The sequence below is a fragment of the Clostridium sp. D53t1_180928_C8 genome, from assembly GCF_015667795.1.
Taxonomy (GTDB): Bacteria; Bacillota; Clostridia; order Clostridiales; family Clostridiaceae; genus Clostridium.
Genome location: NZ_JADPEL010000031.1, coordinates 12,485 through 39,027, shown reverse-complemented (window position 1 = coordinate 39,027; position 26,543 = coordinate 12,485). Strand labels below are relative to the sequence as shown.

Annotated in this window: 23 protein-coding genes; 17 read left to right on the top strand and 6 right to left on the bottom strand. The window is 27.9% G+C overall.

The genetic code is table 11. The features are described from left to right. Positions 1 to 259: 259 nt before the first annotated feature. A complete protein-coding gene (locus tag I4V51_RS15040) occupies positions 260 to 1,711 on the top strand; it encodes a glycogen/starch synthase (RefSeq protein ID WP_195989253.1) in 1,452 nt (483 codons plus the stop codon). 58 nt (positions 1,712 to 1,769) lie between these two features. On the opposite strand, the gene I4V51_RS15035 is transcribed toward I4V51_RS15040, so the two are convergent. Then, on the bottom strand, positions 1,770 to 2,879 hold the full coding sequence (locus tag I4V51_RS15035) for a DUF362 domain-containing protein (protein WP_195989252.1): 1,110 nt from the start codon (positions 2,877 to 2,879) through the stop codon (positions 1,770 to 1,772). Between the two features lie 158 nt (positions 2,880 to 3,037). Continuing rightward, entirely contained in the window at positions 3,038 to 3,607 is a 570-nt protein-coding gene (locus I4V51_RS15030; protein ID WP_195989251.1) for a hypothetical protein, read from the bottom strand. A 180-nt stretch (positions 3,608 to 3,787) separates the two neighbouring features. Between I4V51_RS15030 and I4V51_RS15025 the strand changes: the two genes are divergently transcribed. From I4V51_RS15025 to I4V51_RS15015, 3 genes are all read left to right on the top strand, one after another. Continuing rightward, the gene (locus I4V51_RS15025) at positions 3,788 to 4,414 is read left to right on the top strand and encodes an HAD family hydrolase (protein ID WP_195989250.1); all 627 of its coding nucleotides are present in this window, start codon (positions 3,788 to 3,790) and stop codon (positions 4,412 to 4,414) included. Between the two features lie 10 nt (positions 4,415 to 4,424). Beyond that, a complete protein-coding gene (locus tag I4V51_RS15020; protein ID WP_195989249.1) occupies positions 4,425 to 4,622 on the top strand; it encodes a hypothetical protein in 198 nt (65 codons plus the stop codon). A 69-nt stretch (positions 4,623 to 4,691) separates the two neighbouring features. Then, positions 4,692 to 4,856 carry a hypothetical protein gene (locus I4V51_RS15015; protein ID WP_195989248.1) on the top strand — a complete coding sequence of 55 codons (165 nt, stop codon included), beginning with the start codon at positions 4,692 to 4,694 and terminating at the stop codon, positions 4,854 to 4,856. 32 nt (positions 4,857 to 4,888) lie between these two features. On the opposite strand, the gene I4V51_RS15010 is transcribed toward I4V51_RS15015, so the two are convergent. Next, the gene (locus tag I4V51_RS15010) at positions 4,889 to 6,040 is read right to left on the bottom strand and encodes a DUF4405 domain-containing protein (RefSeq protein WP_195989247.1); all 1,152 of its coding nucleotides are present in this window, start codon (positions 6,038 to 6,040) and stop codon (positions 4,889 to 4,891) included. Between the two features lie 261 nt (positions 6,041 to 6,301). Here I4V51_RS15010 and yqeC point away from each other — a divergent pair, with 261 nt between their 5' ends. The 3 genes from yqeC to yedF all read left to right on the top strand — a co-directional run bounded on the left by yqeC (position 6,302) and on the right by yedF (position 8,723). Next, positions 6,302 to 7,054 carry a selenium cofactor biosynthesis protein YqeC gene (gene yqeC, locus I4V51_RS15005; protein ID WP_195989246.1) on the top strand — a complete coding sequence of 251 codons (753 nt, stop codon included), beginning with the start codon at positions 6,302 to 6,304 and terminating at the stop codon, positions 7,052 to 7,054. A gap of 128 nt (positions 7,055 to 7,182) precedes the next feature. After that, positions 7,183 to 7,983 (top strand): selenium-dependent molybdenum cofactor biosynthesis protein YqeB, encoded by an 801-nt coding sequence (yqeB, locus tag I4V51_RS15000; protein WP_195989245.1) that lies wholly within the window; start codon positions 7,183 to 7,185, stop codon positions 7,981 to 7,983. A 143-nt stretch (positions 7,984 to 8,126) separates the two neighbouring features. Next, positions 8,127 to 8,723: a sulfurtransferase-like selenium metabolism protein YedF gene (yedF, locus tag I4V51_RS14995; protein WP_195989244.1), complete on the top strand. Its 597-nt coding sequence runs from the start codon at positions 8,127 to 8,129 to the stop codon at positions 8,721 to 8,723. 186 nt (positions 8,724 to 8,909) lie between these two features. Here the strand turns inward: yedF and selD are convergent, their stop codons facing one another. Continuing rightward, entirely contained in the window at positions 8,910 to 9,947 is a 1,038-nt protein-coding gene (gene selD, locus I4V51_RS14990) for a selenide, water dikinase SelD (protein ID WP_195989243.1), read from the bottom strand. A gap of 137 nt (positions 9,948 to 10,084) precedes the next feature. Between selD and I4V51_RS14985 the strand changes: the two genes are divergently transcribed. Then, complete coding sequence (locus I4V51_RS14985; protein ID WP_207745986.1) at positions 10,085 to 11,110, top strand: serine hydrolase; 1,026 nt, start codon at positions 10,085 to 10,087, stop codon at positions 11,108 to 11,110. 126 nt (positions 11,111 to 11,236) lie between these two features. Beyond that, entirely contained in the window at positions 11,237 to 12,607 is a 1,371-nt protein-coding gene (locus I4V51_RS14980) for an MATE family efflux transporter (protein ID WP_195989242.1), read from the top strand. A gap of 248 nt (positions 12,608 to 12,855) precedes the next feature. On the opposite strand, the gene I4V51_RS14975 is transcribed toward I4V51_RS14980, so the two are convergent. After that, positions 12,856 to 13,419 carry a TrkA C-terminal domain-containing protein gene (locus I4V51_RS14975; RefSeq protein ID WP_195989241.1) on the bottom strand — a complete coding sequence of 188 codons (564 nt, stop codon included), beginning with the start codon at positions 13,417 to 13,419 and terminating at the stop codon, positions 12,856 to 12,858. Positions 13,420 to 13,663: 244 nt separating this feature from the next. Between I4V51_RS14975 and I4V51_RS14970 the strand changes: the two genes are divergently transcribed. Further along, on the top strand, positions 13,664 to 13,966 hold the full coding sequence (locus tag I4V51_RS14970; protein ID WP_195989240.1) for a hypothetical protein: 303 nt from the start codon (positions 13,664 to 13,666) through the stop codon (positions 13,964 to 13,966). Between the two features lie 242 nt (positions 13,967 to 14,208). Next, a complete protein-coding gene (locus I4V51_RS14965) occupies positions 14,209 to 14,931 on the top strand; it encodes a DUF434 domain-containing protein (RefSeq protein WP_195989239.1) in 723 nt (240 codons plus the stop codon). Between the two features lie 301 nt (positions 14,932 to 15,232). Here I4V51_RS14965 and I4V51_RS14960 read toward each other — a convergent pair whose 3' ends face one another. Next, complete coding sequence (locus I4V51_RS14960) at positions 15,233 to 17,245, bottom strand: penicillin-binding transpeptidase domain-containing protein (protein WP_195989238.1); 2,013 nt, start codon at positions 17,243 to 17,245, stop codon at positions 15,233 to 15,235. A gap of 155 nt (positions 17,246 to 17,400) precedes the next feature. Between I4V51_RS14960 and I4V51_RS14955 the strand changes: the two genes are divergently transcribed. The 6 genes from I4V51_RS14955 (at position 17,401) to I4V51_RS14930 (ending at position 26,496) form a co-directional block, all read left to right on the top strand. Then, a complete protein-coding gene (locus I4V51_RS14955) occupies positions 17,401 to 19,473 on the top strand; it encodes an SPFH domain-containing protein (protein WP_195989237.1) in 2,073 nt (690 codons plus the stop codon). A gap of 108 nt (positions 19,474 to 19,581) precedes the next feature. Next, the gene (locus tag I4V51_RS14950; protein WP_195989236.1) at positions 19,582 to 20,748 is read left to right on the top strand and encodes an iron-containing alcohol dehydrogenase; all 1,167 of its coding nucleotides are present in this window, start codon (positions 19,582 to 19,584) and stop codon (positions 20,746 to 20,748) included. 118 nt (positions 20,749 to 20,866) lie between these two features. Next, positions 20,867 to 23,050, top strand: a complete 2,184-nt coding sequence (locus I4V51_RS14945; protein WP_195989235.1) for a DNA topoisomerase III — start codon at positions 20,867 to 20,869, stop codon at positions 23,048 to 23,050. Positions 23,051 to 23,306: 256 nt separating this feature from the next. Then, entirely contained in the window at positions 23,307 to 24,560 is a 1,254-nt protein-coding gene (gene secD / locus I4V51_RS14940) for a protein translocase subunit SecD (protein ID WP_195989234.1), read from the top strand. A gap of 4 nt (positions 24,561 to 24,564) precedes the next feature. Beyond that, complete coding sequence (secF, locus tag I4V51_RS14935) at positions 24,565 to 25,437, top strand: protein translocase subunit SecF (RefSeq protein ID WP_195989233.1); 873 nt, start codon at positions 24,565 to 24,567, stop codon at positions 25,435 to 25,437. A gap of 204 nt (positions 25,438 to 25,641) precedes the next feature. Then, positions 25,642 to 26,496 carry a DHH family phosphoesterase gene (locus tag I4V51_RS14930; RefSeq protein ID WP_195989232.1) on the top strand — a complete coding sequence of 285 codons (855 nt, stop codon included), beginning with the start codon at positions 25,642 to 25,644 and terminating at the stop codon, positions 26,494 to 26,496. Positions 26,497 to 26,543: the final 47 nt, after the last annotated feature.

Sequence of the window (26,543 nt, the reverse complement as noted above, 5' to 3'; positions counted from 1 at the left end):
TAAATATAAATACAAAATTATATTAAATAAGGAAAAATATTAATAAATTAATAAAATTAGAAAAGATAAAAGTAAAAAAGAAAAGTTACAAAGGTTTACAGAAAATTTATTGGTAATTATATGTAAAAAATATTTCAAAAAAATGGAAATGTGTTAAAATGTTAATAGAATTAAAGTAAATAGTGCATATTTAGCAAAGACCCATTATATGATAATCATAGTAAAAGATATAATCAAAAAATCGGGAGGAAATAAAATAATGAAAAATATACTATTTGTAGCATCTGAAAGTGTACCTTTTATAAAGACAGGGGGACTTGCGGACGTTGTAGGATCACTTCCTAAATCATTTCCAAAAGAAGAATTTGATGTAAGAGTTATAATACCAAATTATACATGTATTCCATGGCAATATAGAAGTGACTTTAAATATATAACACATTTTTATATGGATTTTGGACAAGTAAGTATTAGAGAACATGTAGGAGTTATGACTACTCAATATGATGGAATAACATTTTACTTTATAGATAATGAACATTATTTTGGAGTAGATAAACCTTATGGAGATACTAAGTTTGATATAGAAAAGTTCTGCTTCTTTAGTAAAGCAGCCCTATCAATTTTACCAAGTATAAACTTTAAACCAGACATAATACATTGTCATGATTGGCAAACTGGAGTATTACCAGTATATCTTCATACTATCTTTAAAGATAATCACTTCTATGATAACATACGTACTATTATGACAATTCATAACCTAAGATTCCAAGGAATTTGGGATGTTGAAACACTTAAGAAAATTACAGGATTCCCCGATTATGTATTTAGACCAACAGATATGGAGTATAAAAAAGATGCCAATATGCTAAAAGGCGGAATGGTATATGCAAACTATATAACAACAGTAAGCAATAGCTATAAAGATGAGATACAGAGTGAATACTATGGAGAAGGCTTAGATGGTGTTGTAAGAGATAAAAATGGTGGATTATTTGGAATATTAAATGGTATAGATTATAATGAATATAATCCTGAAATTGATAATGAAATATTTAGTAGATATAACGAATATAGCTTTATTGAAAATAAAGCTAAAAATAAGCTAGAATTACAAAAAGAGTTAGGTTTAGAGCAGAATAAAAATAAATTTATGGTAGGCTTAATATCAAGATTAACAGATCAAAAGGGAATAGACTTAATTCAAAGAGTTATAGAAGAAATTGTTGATGACTACACTCAGCTAGTTGTTATAGGAACTGGTGATGAGGGATATGAAAATATGTTTAGATATTATGAGTGGAAATTAAAAGGAAAAGTATCAGGAAATATATATTTTTCTAATAATAGAGCTCATAAAATATATGCAGCAGCAGATGCTATGCTTGTGCCATCAAGATTTGAACCATGTGGTTTAACTCAATTAATAGCATTAAGATATGGTACAGTTCCTATAGTAAGAGAAACAGGTGGATTAAAGGATACTGTAGAACCATATAATATATATTCAGACAGTGGAACAGGATTTTCTTTTGTAAATTATAATGCTCACGAGATGCTTAATACTATAAATTATGCAAAACATATATATTTTGACGAAAGAGCTAAATGGAATGGAATAGCATTTAGAGGAATGAATAAAGATTTTTCATGGAGAAATTCAGCAGAAGAATATTCTAAATTATATAGAAGATTAATGGGAGAGTAATTAAAACTTAATATAAAATAAAGTCACAATATATTTATATACTGTGACTTTATTTATATTAAATTTCAATTAATTCATAATTTTGAGTTCCGATGCCAAGTTTCTCAGCATGTTCTAAACAGACTTCCCAATTAGTGTCAGGATGAGTGTTTTTAAAATGATCATTGTGAATATGGGGTTGTTTAGCTAAAAAACTTTCGTTGATTACTGTTTGCTTATTTGCCATATCAGCACAAGCTTTATCTAAAGCAACAGGGTCAAAGGATGCAAACATACCTACGTTAGGAATAATAGCAGCATCATTTTCAGAGTGACAATCACAGTTAGGTGAAACATCAATAACAAAACTAATATGAAAATGTGGCTTATCATGTATTACAGCATAAGAATATTCAGCTATTTTTTTATTTAGTATGTCATTAGCTTCATAAGAAGTAGGTGTAATTGCATCAAAATTACATACACCTATACAACGTCCACATCCAACACATTTATTTTGATTTATATGAGATTTTCTATTTTTATCAAATGATATAGCAGAATGAGCACAGATTTTTGCACAAGCACTACATCCAACACATTTATCAATATCAACTTCAGGCTTACCATTACTATGCATTTCCATTTTGCCAGCTCTAGAGCCACAACCCATGCCTATATTCTTAAGAGCACCGCCGAAGCCAGTTGCTTCATGGCCTTTAAAGTGGTTCATAGAAATGAAAATATCAGAATCCATAATAGCTCTTCCTATTTTTGCATCTTTAACATATTCACCACAGTCTATAGGAACTACTGTTTCGTCAGTTCCCTTTAATCCATCAGCAATAATGACATGACAGCCAGTAGAAAATGGAGTATATCCGTTTTCGTAAGCTGAATCTAAGTGATCTAAAGCATTTTTTCTTCTTCCAACATAAAGTGTATTACAATCAGTTAAAAATACTTTACCACCATTTTCTTTAATTAAATCAACAATGACTTTAGAATAATTTGAGCGAAGATAAGCTAAATTACCGGGTTCACCAAAGTGAATTTTTATTGCAGTAAATTTATCTTTAAAATTTAAAGATTCAATACCAGCTTTTTTTACTAACCTTTCTAATTTATTTAATAAGTTCATATTTCCAGTTGTACGTAAATTAGTAAAATATACTTTAGATTTCTCCAAAATTAAAACCTCCTTAATTCTTTTAAAAATTTATACTACCTAAAATTGTAACATAATGAAATAAAATACAATAGATGTTTAAATAAATTATGAATATAAAATTAAGATCTGATGTATATATAAGTTAAATAATCAGATCTTAATTTTATTTTTAATATTTATTTTTTTATAGAATTACTAGAATGACCTAATAAAAAACCAACGCAACTACTAATTAAATCTCTAAACTGAATTACTGTTGGGCTTGTACTAGCAGGAATTAAGTTGAAGTTATTACCTATAATTAAGCAAAGTAATGATATAATACATACAGTTAATGCAATTAAAACTTGTAAGGTTTTATTACAAATATAGTCTTTAACTATTTTATTATTAACTTTTGAAGGAGTTTCATCTATAGAACATATTCGATCAGCTGAATCATGAGATTTTTTAATATCATCATCATTTTTATTAAGAGGTACTACAATGCCAGAATTACTACTTTTGATAACTTCATTTTTTAAAAAGTTTTCGCTAAGAAAATAACCAAAAATTGCAGCAACAGATGTACGAATTATTACATTTATAGATATTGAATTAGAATTAGTTGGTTCTATGGTAAATAGGTTAAAAATACATTGAATTAATAAAATAATCATAATTATAATAAGTGCTTTATCACTAATAGAAATTTCTTTCCAACACTTAATTAAAGCATTTAAAAGACTATTTTTAAATTTTTTCATAATAAGCAACCTCCTTGTTATAATATATTTTATTAAGTTAATATAATCTGTGTTACATAAAATTTATTTATTTAAATAAAAAATAGGATATAGGATAGTGTAGATTATTGAAATATATGATACAAAATTATAAGATAATGATATAATAATTAGTAGCATAGGTAAGTTTAGGAGGTAAAGATGAAGTTTGATGGTATAATATTTGATTTAGATGGGACTTTATGGGACTCTACAGAGGAAGTTGCTAAGACATGGAGTATGGTAATATCTAAATATAATTTAACTAGAAAAGAAGTAACTATAGAAGACTTAAAGCCTTGTATGGGGAAGTTATTAGATGAAATAGCTAAAATTTTACTTCCAGATTTAGATGAAGAAATGCAAATGAAGATTATAAAGGAATGCTGTGAGTTCGAAAATGAATATTTAGGAGATTATGGAGCAACTTTATATAATAAATTAGAAGAAACATTAGAAAAGCTATTTAAGAATTATAAATTATTTATAGTTAGCAACTGCCAAGATGGATATATTGAAAGTTTTTTTAATTCACATAAATTAGATAAGTATTTTACTGATTATGAATGTCCAGGAAGAACTGGTTTAGCTAAGGCAGAAAATATAAAATTAGTTATTGAAAGAAACAATTTAAAAAATCCAGTTTATATAGGTGATACACAAGGTGATGCAAATGCGGCAAAGGCTGCAAATGTTCCATTTATATATGCAGAATATGGATTTGGGGATGTAGAAAGTTTTGAACAGAAAATTGAATCTTTTGAAGATTTATTAAATATTATAAACTAAGGAGAAAAATATGATAACTAAAAAGCAACTTAAAGATGATATTATAACTTATGATATTATTAAATATAAAGATGAAGATGGAAAAATGATTGAATATGTTGAGGTTACTTTAGTAGATAGAATTATTGATGTATATATGGATACTAAGGAAGTTAACATAGGAATTCTAGCAAATAAAATTTTAGAAGATAATTTATACGAAGAATAAGTTTATAAAATACCTGTTAGATATATAATATATTTAATAGTTATTTTTAATTTTAAGGAGTATTACTATATGGATAAATGTTTATTTTGCAAGAGGAATTTAGAAAATGAGTTTTATGAAAATAAGATAGGAAAATTTTGCAATGAAGATCATTATGATGAATATTTAAAAAGTTTAAGTAAAGAAGATTATATAGAATTACAGCATTCAATGTGTGTTTGTAGTGATGATTAAGAAAAGAACTGTCAAAATTGACAGTTCTTTTCTTATATAATGAATTTATCATTTGAAACATTATATGTATGGAATTGTAAAAATTTATCCTTTGCTTTTGCAGCTTTTTCAATTCCAATCATGCAGAATGGATTATCAAGCATGCAGCCTCTTTCACAACCGTTACAACCTAATCTTTTAAGATAAGCCATTAATTCAGCTTCTAAATTAGCACTATTATCAATAGTAGTGTCATCCTCTTTTTTATCTTCCTCAATAGGTGGATTAACTACTGGAGGTGGAGTTACAGATGGAGTTTCAATAGGTTTATTTTGAGTATTATTACTATTATTATTATTATTATTACTGTTGTTATTCTGTGATGGAGTTTGAACAGTTGTATTACTTTGTGGAGTATTTTGATTTTCATTAATAGTAGAATTTGAAGAATTAGAATTATCTATATTTTCAGTGTTAGATAAATTATTATTAGTAGTTTTATTTATATTTTCTTCAGTTTCATTAGTATCGTTTTCTACTAAGTTTGAATCAGAAACATTATCAGTATTAGAAATAGTATTATCTACTAATTCAATATTTTCTGATGGTATTTCTTCTATAATTTCCTCAAAGACAATATCGTTATCTTCATAAAAAGTAGTATTATTATTTAAATAAGTAGTTATAGGAAAATATAAAATTACTATTAAGATGATAATAATTGAAAATTGAGAAATTGCAATACGAACATTTTTCTCAGTAATATTTAAAATAAGTTTTTTTAGTGAAGTAAAAATATATTTTGTATGTAGTAAAAAATGTATTGAAACAGCTCCTACAGCAAAATAAGATGAGTATTTATGTAAAAATTTAATTGTTAAAATATTTTTAGCTGTAATAGAAGTTAAGATATATTTTGACATAAGTATACCAGTTAAAGTTATTACTGATAAACTTAAGCATAAGAGTATTACTAAAATATACATTATTTTGGCTTTGAAAGTTAATTTGTTTTTAAAGAGAGTTTTTGAAATTCCTTTTGTCCAATTCCAATTAAAAATATTATGAATAATAATTCCTGCAAGAATAATAATTCCAAATATTTCGTGGAATAATAATCCAGTAGTTTTTACATTCATCATTAAGATAAAAATTAGTCCTAGAGAAAGGCTTAAAAGAAGTTTTAAAACATTTTTATTTTTCATATGATGTCCCCCATTTCTAAAAAAAAGATAATTATTATTAATTAATCTTAATTATCTTTAATATAGCATTTTTTTATAAGAATTTAAAGAACAATAATTAAAAAAAAACAAAAAATATTCGTGAAAATTAATATGATAGCGTTTAAAAATATAAATGAATGAGGTGAGTATTTATAAAACCTTCAAAATTATGTATAATTAATAAGAAAGAAAACTATTAATTTAAAATAATAGAAATTAATTATGATGTAAGGAATTGATATGAAAGTTTTTTGTTATGAAGACAATAAAGTAAATGAAAAGAGATATTTATATGAATCATTAGGAATTAATATTAATGAGAAAAGTATAATTTCTTTTGTTGGTGGAGGAGGAAAGACTACATCAATATATACTTTAGCAAAGGAATTAAGTAGTATAGGCAAGAGAGTATTAGTTACGACTACAACACATATGCATATGCCTAAAGATTATATCAACTTTAAGGGTGATATAAATGAAATAATAAATAGATTTAGAACAACCAATTTAATTACAGTTGGTATAAAGGATAGAGATGATAAGATTTCATCTCTAGGTGAAGAAGTTGCAATAACTTTAATAGAATTATGTGATTTTCTGTTAATAGAAGCTGATGGTTCGAAGATGTTACCTTTAAAGGCACCAGCTAGTCATGAGCCAGTTATATTAAAGAATACAACTATGATTGTTGGCGTTGCAGGAATAGATTCATTAAGTAAAAGTATAAAGGATATTTGTCATAGACCGCAGCATGTATGTGATATACTTGGGAAAAATCAGTGTGATAAAATAAATGAAAAAGATATTGCAACTTTATTAAGTAGTGAAAATGGACAAAAGAAAGATATGGAGAAATGCAATAAGGCAGAGTATAGAGCTATTATTAATAAGGTAGACAATGAAGAATTATTATATTCTGCAGAAAAAATATGTAAGTATTTAAAAGAAAAAGATGTAAAAGCAGTTATTACAAGTTATAAACAGAATTCTTAGATTGAGATTCTAAAGCTAAAAATTAATTATTTAAGGCATAGATATTATTACCTCAAACTTAAAAGGTATTAGAGTGTTATAATGAATAGCCATGAGATGAAAAATAGTAAAATTTTAGGGGTGTTTTTATGTTGGTAGTTATAAAAGGTGCTGGTGATTTAGCAACAGGTATAGCGTATAGATTAAAGAAAAGTGGTTTTGATGTTATTATGACAGAAATTGATAAGCCAACTACAGTTAGAAGAACAGTAGCATTTTCACAAGCTATATTCGATAATGAGGTTGAAATAGAAGGTATTAAGGGAATTAAGGTTAGAAATATAAATGAGATTTATGATCAAATAAAAAAAAATAATATACCAATAATAATTGATGAAAAAGCAGATATAATAAAAGAATTAAAGCCAGAAGTTGTAGTTGACTCAATAATAGCTAAGAAAAATTTAGGTACAAGCATTAAGGATGCACCAATAGTTATTGGAGTTGGGCCTGGCTTTGAAGCTAAAGTAGATTGTCATTTAGTAGTTGAAACTAAAAGGGGACATTACTTAGGAAAAGTAATAGAGCATGGTACTGCAATACCTAATACAGGTGTTCCAGGAAATATAGGAGGATATACTAAAGAAAGAATTATTAGAGCTTCAGCAGATGGTAAGATAAAACCAGTAGTATCTATAGGAGACTTTGTTATTAAGGGGCAAGTAGTTGCTTATATTGATGGGGTTGAAGTTTTAGCTGAAATAGATGGCATAGTTAGAGGAATGCTACAAGAAGGTATAGAAGTATTTAAAGGTATGAAAAGTGGAGATATAGATCCAAGATGTGAAAAAGACCATTGTTTTACTATATCAGATAAAGCTAGGTCTATTGGTGGTGGAGTATTAGAAGCAATAATGTATCTGAGTAATAAAAATAAAGTTAATTTTTAGATTAAGGTAAGTATTTTAACTTAATTTAAAAGGTAGAGTTCATTTTTAGTGCTATATAAGCTATTGGCTTTTAGGTAAAAAGATTATGTATGTTACAATGGATAACAATTAAATAAATTAAAAATAGAAGAGAGGTATTTTTTATGAAAAAGTTTATAGATGCTAAAGGTAAGAATTGTCCTATGCCAGTTATAATGGCAAAAAAAGAGATTGATTTAGGAGTAAAATTCTTTGAAATTGAAGTGGATAATAAAATTGCTGTTGAAAACTTAAAAAAGTTAGCAAATAGTCAAGGTTTTGTCACTAAAGTTGAAGAGAGTAATGGGAATTTTAAAGTTGATTTTTCAAATGGATGTGAAGAGTGTGAAGAGATTTTAGAAAAGATTGAAGGGAAAAAGCCCTTAGGTGATTGGGCAGTATTTGTTAATAAAGAGATAATAGGTGCTGGCAGCGATGAACTTGGAGTATCTTTAATGAAAATGTTCTTTTACACAATTTCAGAAGGTGAGGATTTACCTAAATCAATTTTATTTATGAATGCTGGGGTAAAAGTACCTACATTAAATGAACAAGCAATTGAACATTTAAAAGTTTTAGAAAATAAGGGAGTAGAATTACTAGTTTGTGGAGCTTGTCTTAATTTCTACGGATTAGAAGAAAATTTGGCAGTAGGGAAAATTAGTAATATGTATGATATAACTAATGCCATGAAAGAATCAGCAAAAGTAATAACTATATAAAAAAATTGCAAAAAAATAAAAATTAAAGGACTTAAGCAAGTTAAGGTGATTTAATGTAGCTTATTCTAATTTTGAAAGGAAACACCTTCGATGTTTAGAGAAGGTGTTTTTCTTTTTTATTAGCCAAGTGTTGTTCAAAAAAATCAACTGCTGGTAATGCCCTTAACTATAAATTGATTCGCAATTTTATTTAATTATAATTGAATAATCTTTTTTATCAGTAACTTCTCCAATTATTTTAGTCCAAGGATTAAATAATTCCATACGTGATACATATTCTAATGCATCCTTCTCTGGCATTGATAATAAAAGCCCACCTGATGTTTGAGGATCTAAAAGTAAGTCTGTCATTTCCTGGGTAATATTGCTAGAACATTTAAAAAAGTTCTTTAAATATTCTAAGTTATTATACATACCTTCAGGAATTATCCCCATTTTAGCATATTCTAATGCATCAGCAATTATAGGAAGAGATTCTGAAAATATATTGATAGTTTTATTACTTCCACTTGCCATTTCATGGCCATGACCAATTAAGCTAAAACCTGTAACATCTGTACAAGAGTTAACAGATAGATTTTTTAAGGAATCTTTGGCATATTTATTTAATGTAGTCATAACATTAGTTACTTCTTTTATTTTTTCAGGAGATAATAAATCAGCTTTTGTAGCTGTATTTAAAATTCCAACACCAAGAGGTTTAGTTAGAACAAGAACATCACCAGTTTTTGCATTACTATTTGTAAGTATTTCTTTTGGATGTGCAAATCCAGTAACACATAGTCCGTACTTTGGAGTAGGGTCAGCAATAGTATGTCCACCAGCCACTACAGCACCAGCCTCAGCTATTTTACTATATCCACCAGATAATATATCATGCATTAAGGATGGATCTAGACATGATGGAAAACATAATAAATTCATAGCAACCGCAGGATCTCCCCCCATAGCATAAATATCACTAAGTGCATTTGTTGCAGCAATTTGTCCAAAAGTATATGGATCATCAACCATTGGTGGAAAGAAATCTACTGTTTGTATAGAGACTTTATCATCAGAAATTTTATATACACAAGCATCATCTTTTTTATCAAAACCTACTAAAAGATTTGAATCTTCAAACTTAGGTAAATTATTTAAAACTGAATCTAATACAGCTGGTCCGATTTTAGCAGCACACCCTGAACTTTTAGTTAGTGCTGTTAGTTTTATAGTTTTATTCATAGTATTCCCCTTTCATATTAACATTTTTAATATACACTAACAATTATAATGAAAAACAGTAAGAAATGTAAGATTTATGATATAATAAAAGGATAAAGTTTTTTATTAAAAATAAAAATGGTTTAAGGGGAATGATTATGAAGGAAAGTATAATTAGAGAGTATATAGATACACTTAATGGTTTTTCAGGAGTTGTAAGTATTAAAAATAATAAGCATATTTTATTTGAAGAATCATTTGGGTATGCAGATATATCAAATGAAAGAAAAAACAACGTAAATACTAAATTTGGTATCGCTTCAGGGGCAAAGTTATTAACAGCTATAGGTATAGCTAAATTAGTAGAAGAAAAAAAGATAAATTTTGATGATTTATTAAAGCAATATGTAAACTTTAATATATATAGTGATGATATTACAATTAAACATTTATTAACTCATACAAGTGGAATTCCAGATTATTTTGATGAAGAGGTAATGAGTGATTTTAATGAGTTATGGATAGAACATCCTATGTATCTATTAAGGGAACCTAGAGATTTTATAAAATTACTATCTAATGGCAAAATGAAAAATAAGCCAGGAGAAAAGTTTTCTTACAATAATAGTGCATTTGTAGTTTTAGCTTTAGTTATTGAAAAAGTAAGTGATATGACTTTCATAGAATTTATTAAAAAATATGTATTTGATGTCCTTAATATGAATTCGTCAGGATATTTTTCAATGGATATGATGCCTAAAAATTGTGCTAATGGGTATATAAAAAATGATGATGGAAGTTTCAAGAGTAATATATACTCTATACCAGTTACAGGTGGAGGTGATGGAGGAGTATTTATAAACGCTCATGATATGAGTAAATTATGGGATGGATTATTAAATTATAAGATATTAAATAAAGAAATAACAGATGAAATACTTACTTCACATATTAAAGTAAATAATGATATTTATTATGGATATGGAATTTGGATACAAAAAAAAGAAAATGAAATATATAAATATTATATAACTGGAAGTGATCCAGGAGTGGATTTTAGATCGTCTATATATTTAAAAGAAAATTTAGAAGTTACAATACTAGCTAATAAAGAGTTTGGAGCTTATGATATAACTAGATACATTGAAGAAATTTTTGAGGTTAATATATATGATTTAAAATAGTTTTTATAAAATTTCAAGAAATAATGAATAAAAACGATAATTTATTAAATTATGGTAGAAGAATTATAGTAAATATGATATAGATTATATTGGAATAAAATTTACAAAAGAAAGAGGGGGATAAATATGCTAATAAGTAAAGAAAAAAACTTTTATAAGTTGATTTTAAGCATTGCATTACCTATTGCACTACAAAACTTAATTACATTTGCAGTAAGTATGATCGATACAATGATGCTTGGATCGTTAGGGGAAGTACAGTTATCAGCTGCTTCAATAGGAAATAACTTATTCTTTATTTTAATGATATTGATTTTTGGACTTGCTGGGGGATCTAATATATTAATATCACAATACTGGGGAAAAGGTGATGTAAAGACAATTCATAAAATACTTTCTATAATGTATAGGGGTTGTATAATAATTGCAGCAATATTTATAGCTATTGCAACTATTTTTCCAGTAAATTTTATGAAGATTTATACTACTGATGCTAGAGTTATACAAGAAGGAGCTACATATTTAAGGGTTGTAGCAATTGGATATATTTTTTATGCAATAACAAATGCTACTATAATGATGTTGCGTTCAGTAAAAACAGTAAAAATATCTTTAGTTGTATATAGTGCATCTTTAATAGTTAATGCATTCTTTAATTATATATTAATATTTGGTAGATTTGGAGCACCTGCTTTAGGTGTAAAGGGAGCAGCTATTGCAACTGTTATAGCAAGAATAACAGAGTTTACTATAGTATTAATTTTTATGATTAAGTTTGAAAATAAGATATCTTTAAAATTAAGACATTTATTTAAAGTAGATAAGCTAATATTAAAAGATTTTTTAACAAATTGTACACCTGTATTATTTAATGAATTTTTATGGTCTACAGGATCTACAATGATTTCTATAATAATAGGAAGACTTGGAACAGAAACAGTTGCTGCGAATAGTATAAGCAATGTTGTATTTCAATTTGTAACTGTTTTTATATTTGGACTTTCAAATGCAACGGCAGTAATAATAGGAAATACAATAGGTGAAGGTAGAAATGAAAAGGCTAAGGAATATTCACGGACTGTTGGGGTATTAAGTATTATAATGGGAATAATGGCTGGATGCGTTATTTTAATAATAAGACCAATAGTAGTAGATTTTTATAATGTATCACAAACAACAAAGGATATTGCTATTCAAATCATGAATTCTATGTCAATTATAGTAGTATTCCAAAGCTTTGGTGTTACTTTAATGATGGGAGTTTTAAGAGGTGGAGGAGATGCAAAGTTTGTATTAGTAAATGATATTATTTTCTTATGGCTTGTAGCAATTCCATGTGGATTCTTAACTGCATTTGTGTTGAAATGGCCAATTGCAGCAGTATTTTTTGTTGTAAAAAGCGATGAAATCATTAAGTCAATAATTGCATCAGTAAGAGTATTAAGTGGAAAATGGGTAAGAAATGTAACAAGAGATTTTAAGTTAGAAGAAGCATAGTTTGGCAGTAGCAGTTATAATTTCTAGTATTCTTTTCTTAAATAAGAGGAAACTAAATATAACTCTTAAATGAGGTATATTATTTATTTAAGAAAGGAGACGAGGTTTTGGCGAAGAATAGAAATGAAAAAAAGCCTAAACAAAATAAAAAGGCTAAAACAAAGATAGTTAATAATAGTGAAGTTCAATAATTAATTATATAAAAAAGGATGAATTTAATTGAGAATTCATCCTTTTTTTATAAGTACTTAAAGTATCAATTCTTTTAATTTATCAACACGTCCATAAACAATTACTCTGTCCCCTTCTTCAACAAGATCATTTCCTTTAGGAATTGGTATTAGTGTATGTCCTTTATCGATTAAAAGAACCTTAATAAAGTCTAAGGAAAAATCTTTTAAATGTATATTACAGAGCTGATTTTTAGCTATTACAACAAATTCAATAACTTCATATTCTTCACTAATATATAATACATTTTGGATAGATTTAGTATTTAATGATTTTTTTTGAGTTTTTGATATAAGATTGTATAAAAAAGGTTCAAATTTTAATAATAAATTACTAGCTTTAAATATAAGTACAATAATTAATATAATAAAAAAGGAAATAAGAATTATATTAAAAAAGCCTTTATCTTTAATGGATGATATTAAAATAGAAAAAAAGGTTGCTTGAACTACATAGCTTAATAACATTAGATAACTTACTATTCTACGTCGTTTTGAATGTTGGGCAATAAGTTCAGATTCACGAGTAGTAAAACCGGTATGTGTTATTATTGAAATTACTTGAAAACGTGCTTTTTCCATATCTAGCCCAGTAAGCTTTAATAATATTGCTATTATTTCTGATAAAAGTAGTAATATAAGAAAAATAATTAGTAAGTAAATAAAAGTCATTAAATACCTCTAAAGTATTACTATATACTAATAAAGTATTCTTTTAATTTATCAATAGGTACTAAAATAAAAAATAATTATTTAGCGAAGAATAGGATTTATTATGCCTTTATGATAAAATTATAAAAAGTTAGGAAGGTAAAGGAGAAGAGTAATGGAATGGTATTGTGCAGTATGGAATAGTGATAGTGTAAGTAGTGCAGTAGGCGCTCAGGTCTTATATGAAATGCTTTGTGAAGGAAATACTTCCCTTGTTGGGGATATAGATTTAATTGATGAGTTTTATGATGATTTAAGATCTAAAAAACTTAATATTGAAATTAGTAAAGGAGAAGGATTTGTAATCATTGGATGTATGTTAGAAGATGCAGAATATTTAAATGAACTTATTCAGAAAATAGCTAAGGTTCATGGATTATCATATTTTGAGCCACAAAATATGACTTATGTATTTTAATGAGAAATGAAAAATTATTGTATAAATAGTAAAGATAAAATACTATCATCATAAGAGCAATGTGATAGTATTTTATCTTTTTAGAAAAAGAATCTTTTGGAATCTCTTTCTTAATTATAGTATGGCAATATTGGTAGGTAAAAATACATGATTTAAGTTTATTAATTAAAAATATATAGGGGAAAATAATATAAATTATAAATATTACAATAATAAGGAATGACTATGAAAGGTAATATAAGATGGAAGAAGTAAGAAAGATTACAGTAAGAGGAAAAGATGATAAGGATGAAAGATTTTTTTCAAACGAAGAAATAGAAAAATTACGATATTCACAGGAAGAAGTTGTATGGTTACTTAATAGAAATTATCCTATTAGTAATATTATTGATTTTGTTGGTGGAAGACATCAATTTTCAGTAAGACAACGTATGGCGCTTAGAAGAGCTAGTTGTTCTAATAGAGATTTAGAAATAAGAAAAGCAAAGGAAATTAATGTATACAATTTAAAGGGAAAAACTATAAACATAGATGCATTTAATTTTCTAATTTCTCTTGAAGTAGCTTTATCTAAGGGGTTACTAATAAAATGTATGGATGGAGCTATAAGAGATTTGGCTGGACTTAGGGGAACGTATAGATTAATTGATAAAACTTATATAGTATTAGATATGTTAGGAGATATTTTTAGTAAACTTGAGCTTAAAGGTGTTAATTTTTATATTGATGCTCCAGTTTCAAATTCAGGAAAATTAAAAACTGCGATTTGTGAAGCTGCTGATAAATGGGATATTGATTTAAATGTTGAGATTGTAACTAATCCTGATGTTATTCTTGAAAAAAGTAATTTTGTAGTTTCAAGTGATTCTATTATTTTGGATAAATGTGATGGATGGATTAATTTAGTTAAGTTTATTATTGACAATAGTATTAGTGATTCTTTGATTATTGATTTAGGACATTAATATTTAAGATGGAAAATAAAATTGTTGCATAATCTATTAAGTTTGTATAACTAATATTATATAATTTTACTTAAGGGTATTTTATAAATATAAAAGGATAAATATATGAGAAAAATATTAAAACTAAGGATAAAATTAAAATAAAATTCAGTGAAGTATTAGAAAGTACAATAAACTCATTAAAAGAATTAGGTTGGGAAATAGACTAATATTTAAAAATAAATAAAACTTAAAAGGGGATAATCTTATGACTTATATAAGATTATCCCCCTTTGAATATCAATAATTTAATATTTTATTATTATCGTTTTAAGTACTCTTCCATAATTGCTTTAACCTTAGGAATAGGAATACTACTTCCGCCTCTATCCTTTACATTTTCAACAATCATTGCTACAGCAAGCTTAGAAGATGTAGTATCAACAGCTACAAACCATCCGTTTTCAGTTCCGGTTGTATCATCTTGAGATGCTTTAATTTCAGCAGTTCCAGTTTTAGCAGCTATATTATAGCCATCAATTTGAGCTCCATGAGCAGAACCATCAGCATCATTTACCATAGCAGAGAAATCTTCAATTAATGTTGGTAAATGTTCTGATTTAATTGAAGATTCTTTCCAAATTGATGGAGTACTATCAGAGGATAAAACTAATCTTGGATTCATAATGTTACCATCATTAGCTAAAGCACTATATGCTAATGCCATATTTAAAGGGGTAACCATAATTTCACCTTGTCCATATCCTGTATCTGCTAATAAAATTTCTTTATCTAGATTTCCGTTGTTAGAAATACTAGAATTAGCCATAGGATATTCAAAAGTCATTTCTTCTCCAATCCCAAAGTTTTTAATTCCGTTAATTAAATTTTCACTACCAATTTTTAATGCTAATTGAGCAAAATATATATTATCAGAGTATTTAGCAGCTTCTCTAAGTGTCATTGGAGTAGTAGTATTCTGAACCCTAGTAATATTATAGTTTCCCCAACTTGCATCTTTTTGCCAGCTTGAACCATCAATTGTAACAGGATCATCAGCGTTTAAAGACCCTGTATTAAGTCCTATTGAAGCGGTAATAAGTTTCATAGTTGAACCAGGAGCATAAGTTTTACTAAATCTATTAATTTCATCAGCATTGTTACTTGCTTCTCTTTCAGATTTTAATGTTTTAGTTACATAAGTGGTAAATATATTAGAATCATATGATGGAGCACTAACTAATGCTAAAACTTCACCGGTTTTAGGATCAACAGCAGTAACTGCACCTTTTTCTCCGTTTAATTGTTCATAGGCATTAGTTTGCAAAGTTGAATCAATAGTAAGTTTAACATCATTACCATCTGAAACATCCTTTTTCAAAATTGATATTTCGTCATTACCTCTTAAAAGATAAATTTCTGCACCATTTTCACCACGTAATGTATCTTCATAAACTTGTTCAATACCAGCCTTACCAATTAAACTAGTTTGAGTATAACCTTTATCAGTATTTTTTTCTAGTTCTTCAGCAGTTATTGAACCTACATAGCCAATTAATCTTCCAAAAGCATTTCCACCATGGTAAACTCTAGATGTTTTTTCATTAATAATGATACCTTCTTCAGACCTGTTAGTTAAGGTAGAAAGCTTTTCATCAGTTGAAAGTATGTTAACTATAGGAACAAAATGTTCAGGATTTTTATTTGCATTTAGTTTGTTAGTAATAGTTTCTTCACTTATATCTAAGGTATTTGCAAGTTCAGATATCTTAGCATCACGATTTTCGTTATCAAATTTAGATGGATATATTCCTACTACAGACATTGTTCCATCTTCAGCTAATACGTTATTATTTCTATCAAGTATTTTTCCACGTGTATGATTAAAGTTTCTAACATAAAGCTTATCCCCTTCAATCATATTTGGCAATATTAAACTTTCATTCCAATCAATAAGATAATCCTTATCAACTTTATAAATATTTAACTTAAAATCTGTTAGATTTAATTCTCCAGCTACAGTTTTAGCCTTAAAAGTAAATGGTATAGTATAATATCCTTCATTTTTAATAGGATCACCATTTGATGTTATTTCTAAATCAGTTAAGTTTATTGCTGAATATATTGTTTTATATCTGCTTGTAAATGCTTCTTTATCTATATATTCTTTAGATGACTGATTTAGCATAGAGTACATAGCTTCAAAATCCTTATTAATCCATTTTTCTTTAAATGTATTAAATGTTTCTTCATATTTATTTATTTTTGAGCAGCTAATTGAAAATATCACAATTGTTATTAGCAATAACAAGAGTAAATTCCTTAGTTTCTTCATAAATTTCCTCCTTAAATACACTTTATAAATTATTATACTATTATAAGGAATTAATTCCAATGAAAATGTTTTACATAAAATGAAAATAATTAAGAATATAGTATATTTCAATTTAATATATTGGTAGTAAATCTTACTGTTTTAAGGAGGAAAGTATGAGTGAATATATTAGAATTGGGCTTACTGTAATTGGGGTTATTTTTGCTTTACTATTTATACTTTGGATTTTAGGATTCAAAATTATAGATAATGATAAAGTTGGAATAGTTGAAAAGTGGTGGAGTAGAAAAGGATCATTAAATGAACAAATTATTGCGTTAAATGGGGAGGCTGGTTATCAGCCAGAGTTATTAAGAGGAGGAATTCATTTTAGAAGCCCTCTAATTTATAAGGTTCATGTTGTTCCATTAGTAACTATACCTCAAGGTAAAATTGCTTATGTTTTTGCAAGAGATGGTATGCCTCTAAACCCTACACAAACATTAGGTAGAGTTGTTAAAGAGGGTAACAACTTTCAAGATGTAAGAGCGTTTTTAAATAATGGGGGACAAAAGGGACCTCAAAGAGGAATCATAAGGGAAGGAACATATGCATTTAATTTAGCTCAATTTGTAATTATTACTGATACTGTGACTTACTGTTTAAAAACAGGAACAAAAGCAGAACAAGAGACCTTAAAAGCAATGGCAAATCTTATACATGCAAGAAAAGGTTTTGAACCTGTTATAATTCAAGGAAATGAGGATTTAGTTGGAATAGTTACTGTTCATGATGGACCATCTTTAGGGGGAGAAAATATTATCTGTCCTACAGTTGGTGATGATTCTTCTGATATTAATTATCATAATAACTTTCAAGATATTGATGCTTTTTTAAGAGCTGGAGGATATAGAGGAAGGCAATATCAAGTATTAGCTGATGGTACGTATTTTATAAATAGATTATTTGCAACTATTGAATATATTCCTAAGGTTATTATTCCGGTTGGATTTGTTGGGGTTGTTGTATCTTATACAGGATCTAAGGGAGAAGACTTTTCAGGGGTAGACTATAAGCATGGTGAACTTGTTAAAAAAGGGTATAGGGGTGTTTGGAACGAAGCCTTAATGCCAGGTAAATATGCATTTAATACTTATGCAGGTAATATAATTAAAGTTCCTACAACTAATGTAATATTAAAATGGATATCTAATCAAATTGGTAATCATAAATATGATGAAAACCTTAAGGAAGTTAGTTTAATTACTAAAGATGCTTTTGAGCCTAATTTGCCTTTATCTGTAGTTTTTCATATAGACTACAAAAAAGCACCACTTGTTATTCAAAGGTTTGGAGATATAAAAATGCTAGTTGACCAAACTCTTGACCCTATGATATCAGCATATTTTAAAAATATTGGACAAACTAAGACTCTTATAGAATTAATTCAAGAGAGAAATGAAATTCAAGCTCAAAGCTCACATGAAATGCAAGAAAAGTTTAGTCATTATAATTTAGAACTTGAAGAGGTGCTAATAGGAACACCAGCAAGTCCAAAGGAAGGTAATGAGATTGAAATAATTTTAACACAATTAAGAAGTAGACAAATAGCAAGAGAGCAACTTCAAACTTATGAAACTCAACAAAAGGCTGCTGAAAAGGAAAAGGAATTAAGGGAAGCTGAAGCAATAGCTAAGCAACAAACTTCGCTAACAGAATCTGATATTAATATAAGGATTCAAGAAAACCAAGGTAAGGCTGAACTTATGAAAGCAAGGCAAGATGCGGAAAAGATTCAAAAGCTTTCAGAAGCTGATGCCTATAAAGTTAAGAAGGAGTCAGAAGCAGAAGCCTTTAGAATTAAGGTTACAGCAGAATCAGAAGCAGAAAAAGAAGCTAGAGTTGGTATTTCTAAAGCAGTAGCTGCAAAGGAGCAAGTTAATGCATATGGTGGTCCACAATATAAGGTGGTAAGCGATGTTATGTCATCTTTTGCAAATGCAGTTAAAGAAGGAAAGATAGATATAGTTCCTAAGACTTTAGTAAATGCAGGTAATGGGGAATCATCTTCAGGGGTTAATGCATTTGAATCAATGTTTATGCTTTTATTAAGTGAAAAGCTTACAGAAGGTAAAGTTGACAATAATATAGAAGTTAGTAAGGAAGTTAAGAAAATAAAAGATGAAATTTTAAATCAAATATCTAATTTAAAAAGGGTTGAAAAAGATGATGAGATAGTTAAGGAATAGTCATAAAGGATTATATCAGATTTATTTGATATAATCCTTTTAATATTAGTAAAATAAGATAATATGAATGAATAAAAATATGGTAGAATATAGTCTGGAGGTGTGATTATGTTAAATTTTAATTATCAAAATGGAACAAAATTAATCTTCGGTAAAAATACAGAAGAAAGTATAGGAACTGAAGTTAAAAAATATTCAAAAAAAGTATTATTACATTACGGTGGAGGTTCTATTAAAAAGAGCGGTCTTTATGATAGAATAATTAATTCCTTAAATAAAGAAGATATAGAGATTTTTGAATTATCAGGGGTAAAGCCTAATCCAAGAGTTTCTTTAGTTAGAAAAGGTATAGAAGTTTGCAGAAAAGAAAATATTGATTTTATATTAGCTGTAGGTGGAGGTAGTGTAATCGATTCTGCAAAGGCTATTGCAGCAGGAGTTAATTACCAAGGAGATGTATGGGATTTATTCACAGGAACACCTATAAACCATGAACTTATAAAATTAGCAACTGTATTAACTATACCAGCAGCGGGAAGTGAGACAAGTTCAGGTTCTGTTATTACAAATGAAGATGGATGGATGAAAAGAGCTGTAGGTCATGAAGATATGAGACCAGTTTTTTCTATATTAAATCCAGAACTTACATTTACATTACCTAAATATCAAACTTCATGTGGAGTAGCAGATATGATTGCACATGTTATGGAAAGATATTTTGTAAATGAAAAACATGTTGATTTAACAGATAGATTATGTGAAGCAACTATGAAATCTATTATAGAAAACGGTTTAAGGCTGATGAAAAATCCAGACGATTATAATGCAAGAGCTGAAATAATGTTATGTGGAACAGTAGCACATAATGGATCACTAGATATTGGAAGAGGAGGGGATTGGGCAAGTCATGATATTGAACATGAATTAAGTGGAATATATGATATTGCACATGGAGCTGGTCTTTCAATAATATTCCCAGCTTGGATGAAGTTTGTTTATAAACATGATATAAATAGATTTGCACAGTTTGGAAATAGAGTGTTTAATTTAGATATTAATTTAAATAATCCTGAAGAAACAGCACTTCTAGCTATTAAAAAGCTAGAAGAATTCTTTAAAGATATGGAATTACCAGTATCATTTAAGGATGCAAATTTATCATCTGATAGAATTGAAGAGATGGCTAAAAAGCTTGTCTCAGATAGAAAACATGTAGGAAGCTTTGTTGAAATTAGAGAAAAAGAAGCTTTAGAAATATATAAATTAGCGTTATAAAATTAGGAGCTATATCAATTTTGATATAGCTCCTAATCATTACTCCAAACTTTGTTAGTGGTTTAATATAAAGTATGATATAATAAGGAGAAAATTCCTAGACGAAGAAGGAGAAAGTATGAGTAAAATTTTAGTATTGGCAGAAAAGCCATCAGTTGGAAGAGATTTAGCAAAGGTTTTAAAATGTAATAATAACAAGGGTTCATATATAGAAGGAAGTAAATATGTTGTAACTTGGGCAATGGGACATTTAGTAGGTCTTATGGATCCAGAAGGTTATGATAATAAATATAAAGAGTGGAAAATGGAAACACTTCCGATGTTACCTAAGCATATGAAGTTGGTAGTTTTAAAAAAGACAGGTAAACAGTTTAATGAAGTTAAAAAGCTGATGAATAGAGATGACATTAGTGAAATAGTTATAGCAACAGATGCTGGTAGAGAAGGTGAGCTTGTTGCGAGATGGACTATAGAAAAAGCAGGTGTGAAAAAGCCGCTTAAGAGATTATGGATTTCATCTCAAACAGATAAGGCAATTTTAGATGGATTTAGAAATTTAAAAGATGGTAAAGAGTACGAAAATCTTTATAGAGCTGCAGTTTGTAGAGCGGAAGCTGATTGGCTAGTTGGACTTAATGTTACTAGAGCTTTAACTTGTAAATATAATGCTCAATTATCTGCAGGAAGAGTTCAATCTCCTACTCTTGCTATGATAGTGCAAAGAGAAGAAGAAATTAAAAATTTTAAGTCAAAGACATATTATACAATAAGTGCAAAAACAAAAGGGTATAATTTATCATGGGTTAATAAAGATAATAATAGTAGAATTTTTGATGAAGAGTTTTCTAATAAAATAATAGCTAAAGTAAAAGGTGTAGAAGGTGAAGTAGTTAATATTCAATCAGTAAATAAAAAGAAGTTTTCTCCGGCTCTTTATGATTTAACAGAACTTCAAAGAGATGCTAATAAGATTTTTGGATATTCAGCGAAGCAAACATTAAATATCATGCAAAGGCTTTATGAAAACCATAAGGTTTTAACTTATCCTAGAACAGACTCAAGATATATAACTACTGATATAGTAGCTACAATTCCAGATAGACTTAAAGCTATTGCAATAGGTGAGTATAGAATTACAGCAGATGGATTATTAAAGGGGAAAATAAATGGAAATAAGTCATTTGTAGATAATTCAAAGGTTAGTGATCACCATGCAATTATTCCAACAGAAGAAAAACCTAATCTTTCTAACTTAAGTTCTGAAGAAAGAAAAATTTATGATTTAGTTGTTAAGAGATTTTTAAGTGTTTTATTACCGCCTTTTGAATATGTTCAAACTACAATAGAAGGTAAAGTAGAAGGTGAGAGATTTATTGCTAAGGGTAAAGTTATTTCATCTAAGGGTTGGAAAAAACTTTATGACAAGTTAGATGAAGATTCTTCTGAAGATGATATTAAGGAACAAGTATTACCAAACGTTAAAAAAGGTGATAAATTTACTGTGGAAAGTGTTTCTTTAAATAAAGGAGAAACAAAACCACCAGCAAGATTTAATGAAGGTACTCTTTTATCTGCAATGGAAAATCCACATAAATATATTAATGTAGGAAAAGAAGCAGCAAAGACTTTAGGAGAAACTGGAGGTCTTGGAACAGTTGCAACTAGAGCTGATATAATAGAAAAATTATTCAATTCCTTTGTTATAGAAAAGAAAGGAAAGGATATAATTCCTACTTCAAAGGGAAGACAGCTTATAGAATTAGTACCTAAAGAATTAAAATCTCCATTATTAACTGCTAAATGGGAAAGTCAATTGGATGAAATTGCAAAGGGTAAAAGAGAATGGAATAGTTTTGTTAAAGAGATGAAAAATTACTCTGTAGCTCTTGTTGAAGATGTAAAAGGAGCAAAGAGTAAATTTGTTCATGATAATAAAACAGGAAAGAAATGCCCTAATTGTGGAAAATATCTTTTAGAAGTAAAAGGTAAAAACGGAACTATGAATGTATGCCAAGATAGAGAATGTGGATATAGAGAAAATGTTGCTAGAATTACAAATGCAAGATGTCCTGAATGTAAAAAGAAATTAGAAGTTAGAGGTCAAGGAGAAGGTAAAATATATATTTGTACTGGCTCTAATTGCAATTTTAGAGAAAAAGCATCTGTCTTTGAAAAAAGGTTTGATAAAAAGGGAAAAGTTGATAAAAGAGAAACTCAAAGAATAATGAAAAAAATGCAAAAGGAAGCAGAAGAATTTAATGATAATCCATTTGCAGATTTATTAAAGAATTTTAATAAATAATGAAAATTTACAAACAGAAGATGGACTGTAAAACGTACAGTTTCATCTTTTGATTTTGTAAAAAAAATAATAAAGACGTTGTTAATTGTAACAATGTAAGTGAATAATATTCAAAAAAATGTATTTATATGAATATTTATGATGTTATGTGTGAAAAATATATGTAAAAAATGGAGAAAATATTAATCTTACTTGATATTGGAAAGTATACATAATATAATTAAAGTGATATAAAAAGTACAGAAGGGGGAAAATCATGAAAAAAGGACGCACAAAAGTTAGAAGCGCTATATTATTTATTCTAACCTTAGTTGTTATAGTTGCATTTGCCTATGCTGGTGGTAGAGGTGTTGAAGTAGCGGGATGGGAATTTAAATCATTCAATAAAGCTATTACTAAGGGACTTGACCTGCAAGGTGGAGTTTCGGTGTTAATGGAGATACAAGATGATAATGTAACAAAAGAGGATTTAGAAAAGACAAGACAACTTATTGATTTGAGAGTTAATAAGTTAGGTGTTGCTGAAACTTCAGTAACAGCTGAAGGAGAAAGAAGAATTAGAGTTGAGATTCCAGGTGAATACGATTCAAAAGATTTAGTTGACAGTTTGTCAAAAACTGGTAACTTAACATTTAAAGATGCTGATGGAAATGAAGTTTTAAATGGTACAGATGTTGCTGAAGCTAGCGTTGTTATTGATAACAACAGCAACTCACCAGTAGTATCATTAAAATTAACAGATGAAGGTGCTAAAAAGTTTGCTCAAGCTACAGAAGCTAATCTTCATAAGAAAATTTCTATCTATATGGATGAAGAAGAAATATCAAGTCCAACAGTAAATGCTGTTATAACTGATGGTAATGCTATTATAGAAGGAAGCGGTAGCTTAGATGAAGCTAAAAATTTAGCAGGTCTAATTAATGCAGGGGCATTGCCTGTAACCGTTAAAGCTATACAAATAGAAAATGTTGGAGCACAATTAGGTGCTGAAGCACTTCCAAATGCAGTTAAAGCAGGACTTATAGGTATTGCTATTATATTTGTATTTATGATTCTTTACTATAGAGTACCAGGAATTATTGCAAGTATAGCATTAACTTTATATGTATGTTTAGTATTATTAGTATTCGTTGAAGCAAATGTAGCATTAACGCTTCCGGGAATTGCGGCATTCCTTTTAACGGTAGGTATGGCGGTTGATGCTAATGTACTTATATTTGAAAGAATAAGAGAAGAGTTGAAAAATGGAATGTCTGTAAAGGCAGCTGTTGATAAAGGATTTAGTAATGCTTTATCTTCAATAGTTGACTCAAATGTAACAACTGTAATTGCCGCACTTGTACTTTATTTCATGGGTACAGGTAGCGTTAAAGGATTTGCGGTTACATTAATGATAGGTATAGTAGTAAGTATGTTCACAGCAGTAGTTGTAACAAAGACATTAATGAAGTGGGCTGTTAATATGGGAATGTTAAAGTCAAATTGGCAGTTTAGAGTGAAGAGGGGGTAATGAGATGTTTAAAATAATAGAAAAGTCAAAAATTTGGTTCTCAATATCCCTAGCTATCATATTAATTGGTATAGTTTTAATGGCAACTAGAGGATTAAATTTTGGTATAGACTTTAAAGGTGGTACTAAAATAGTTGTCGATTTTGGTAAGAGTTTTGATAAAGTAGAAGTTGATGGAATAGTAAAAGAATATGCAGCAGATTCAGTAACAAAAACTGTTGAAAGCACTCAGTATGAAATTAAGTCAAAAGACTTAGATGAAACTAAGACTGCAGAATTATTTGATGCATTGAAAGAAAAGTATTCATTAGAGGATTCAGCTTTAATTTCTCAAAGTCAAATAGGACCATCAGTAGGTAAGGAATTAACAAGAAATGCAGTGATTGCTGTTTTAGTTGCTTGTGTAGCAATGCTTATTTATATAGCAATTAGATTTGAATTTAATTTTGGTGTAGCTGCATTAACAGCATTATTACATGATGTTTTAATAACTTTAGCAGTTTATGCAATATTCAATATTCCTGTAAATAGTTCATTTATAGCTGCGATGTTAACAATTGTAGGGTATTCAATAAATGATACTATAGTTGTATTCGATAGAATAAGAGAAAATAGCCATAGTATGAGAAGAAGTACTCCAACTGAAATAGCTAATGTAAGTATAAATAAGACTTTAGCTAGATCTATAAATACTTCATTAACTACTTTAATAATTATTGGAGCAGTTAATGTATTTGTACCAACAGTAAGAGAGTTCTCTTTCCCATTATTAATAGGTATTGCTGCTGGTGCTTATTCATCAATATTTATAGCATCTCCTATTTGGGTGTTATTAAAGAAAAGAAATACAAAAGGCAAAAAAGTAAAAACAGCTTAATATTTAGAGAGTTCAGAGGAGCAGTAAGGGATTACTGCTTCTTTTTTTATGAATAATATACAAAAAATGATAAAAAAAGTGGACAATTATATGAAAATAAAAGTTTTACAGAATAATTTGCAAGTAATTGAAGAAAACATTTGTATTATATCAATTTATCTATTATAATATATATGTTTTCTTATTATTGTGGAGGAGTTTGTCATGCGTAAGTTTTGGGAAAGTATATATAGTCCTAATTACATAACTGGATATAATCCCTTTATACTTAAAGATATGAATAAAGCAATAGAACGTATGGTATCAGCAATTAATAATAGAAAAAAGATTGTTGTTTATGGGATACCAAATGTAGATGGATTATGTGCTATTTCATCCCTTATACTGGTTTTGAAATACTTAAATGCAGATATTGAATACGTAGTCCATGATGATTCTTCAAATAAATCTAAAATTTCATCTAAGGATATAATAAACAATGTTCATTTTTTAGGCGGGGAGATACTTATAGCTTTAGGAATAGATTTAAAATCAAAAGAAGAAGAAAAGCTTTGTAAAAGTCTTGGGATAGATTTGATAGTTATAGAAAATAGAGACGTAAATTATGATTATGAGTACATATACATAAATCCTAATCAAAAGGGATGTCAATATAGATATAAAAACTTATCAATAAGTGGATTAACATTTAAGTTAATGCAAGCAATTGCAATTTACTATAATGTTAAAAGTATAAATAAGTATTTGGACTTAATATTAATAGGTGAAAAATGGACTAAATCACCTAAAAAGGGTGAGAATAGTGTTATTATAAAAGAGGGTATGAGGTTTTTAATTAATACAAACAATCATGGCTTAAGATCTATTATGGATGCTTATAGAATGATTAATATAAATGATGATAGTGTTGATAAAATCATAGATGTTATTACTCCAACTATTAATGTTGTAACTATGACAGATAATGCTAGAATTATAATTGAACTGTTAATAACTAATAGAAAAGAAAGAGCAGAACAAATAACAAAGTATTTAAATAAGTCTAAAGAAAATGTATAATATAATTACATAGGTATTTGACTATAATAAATACAAGAATAAGTTGA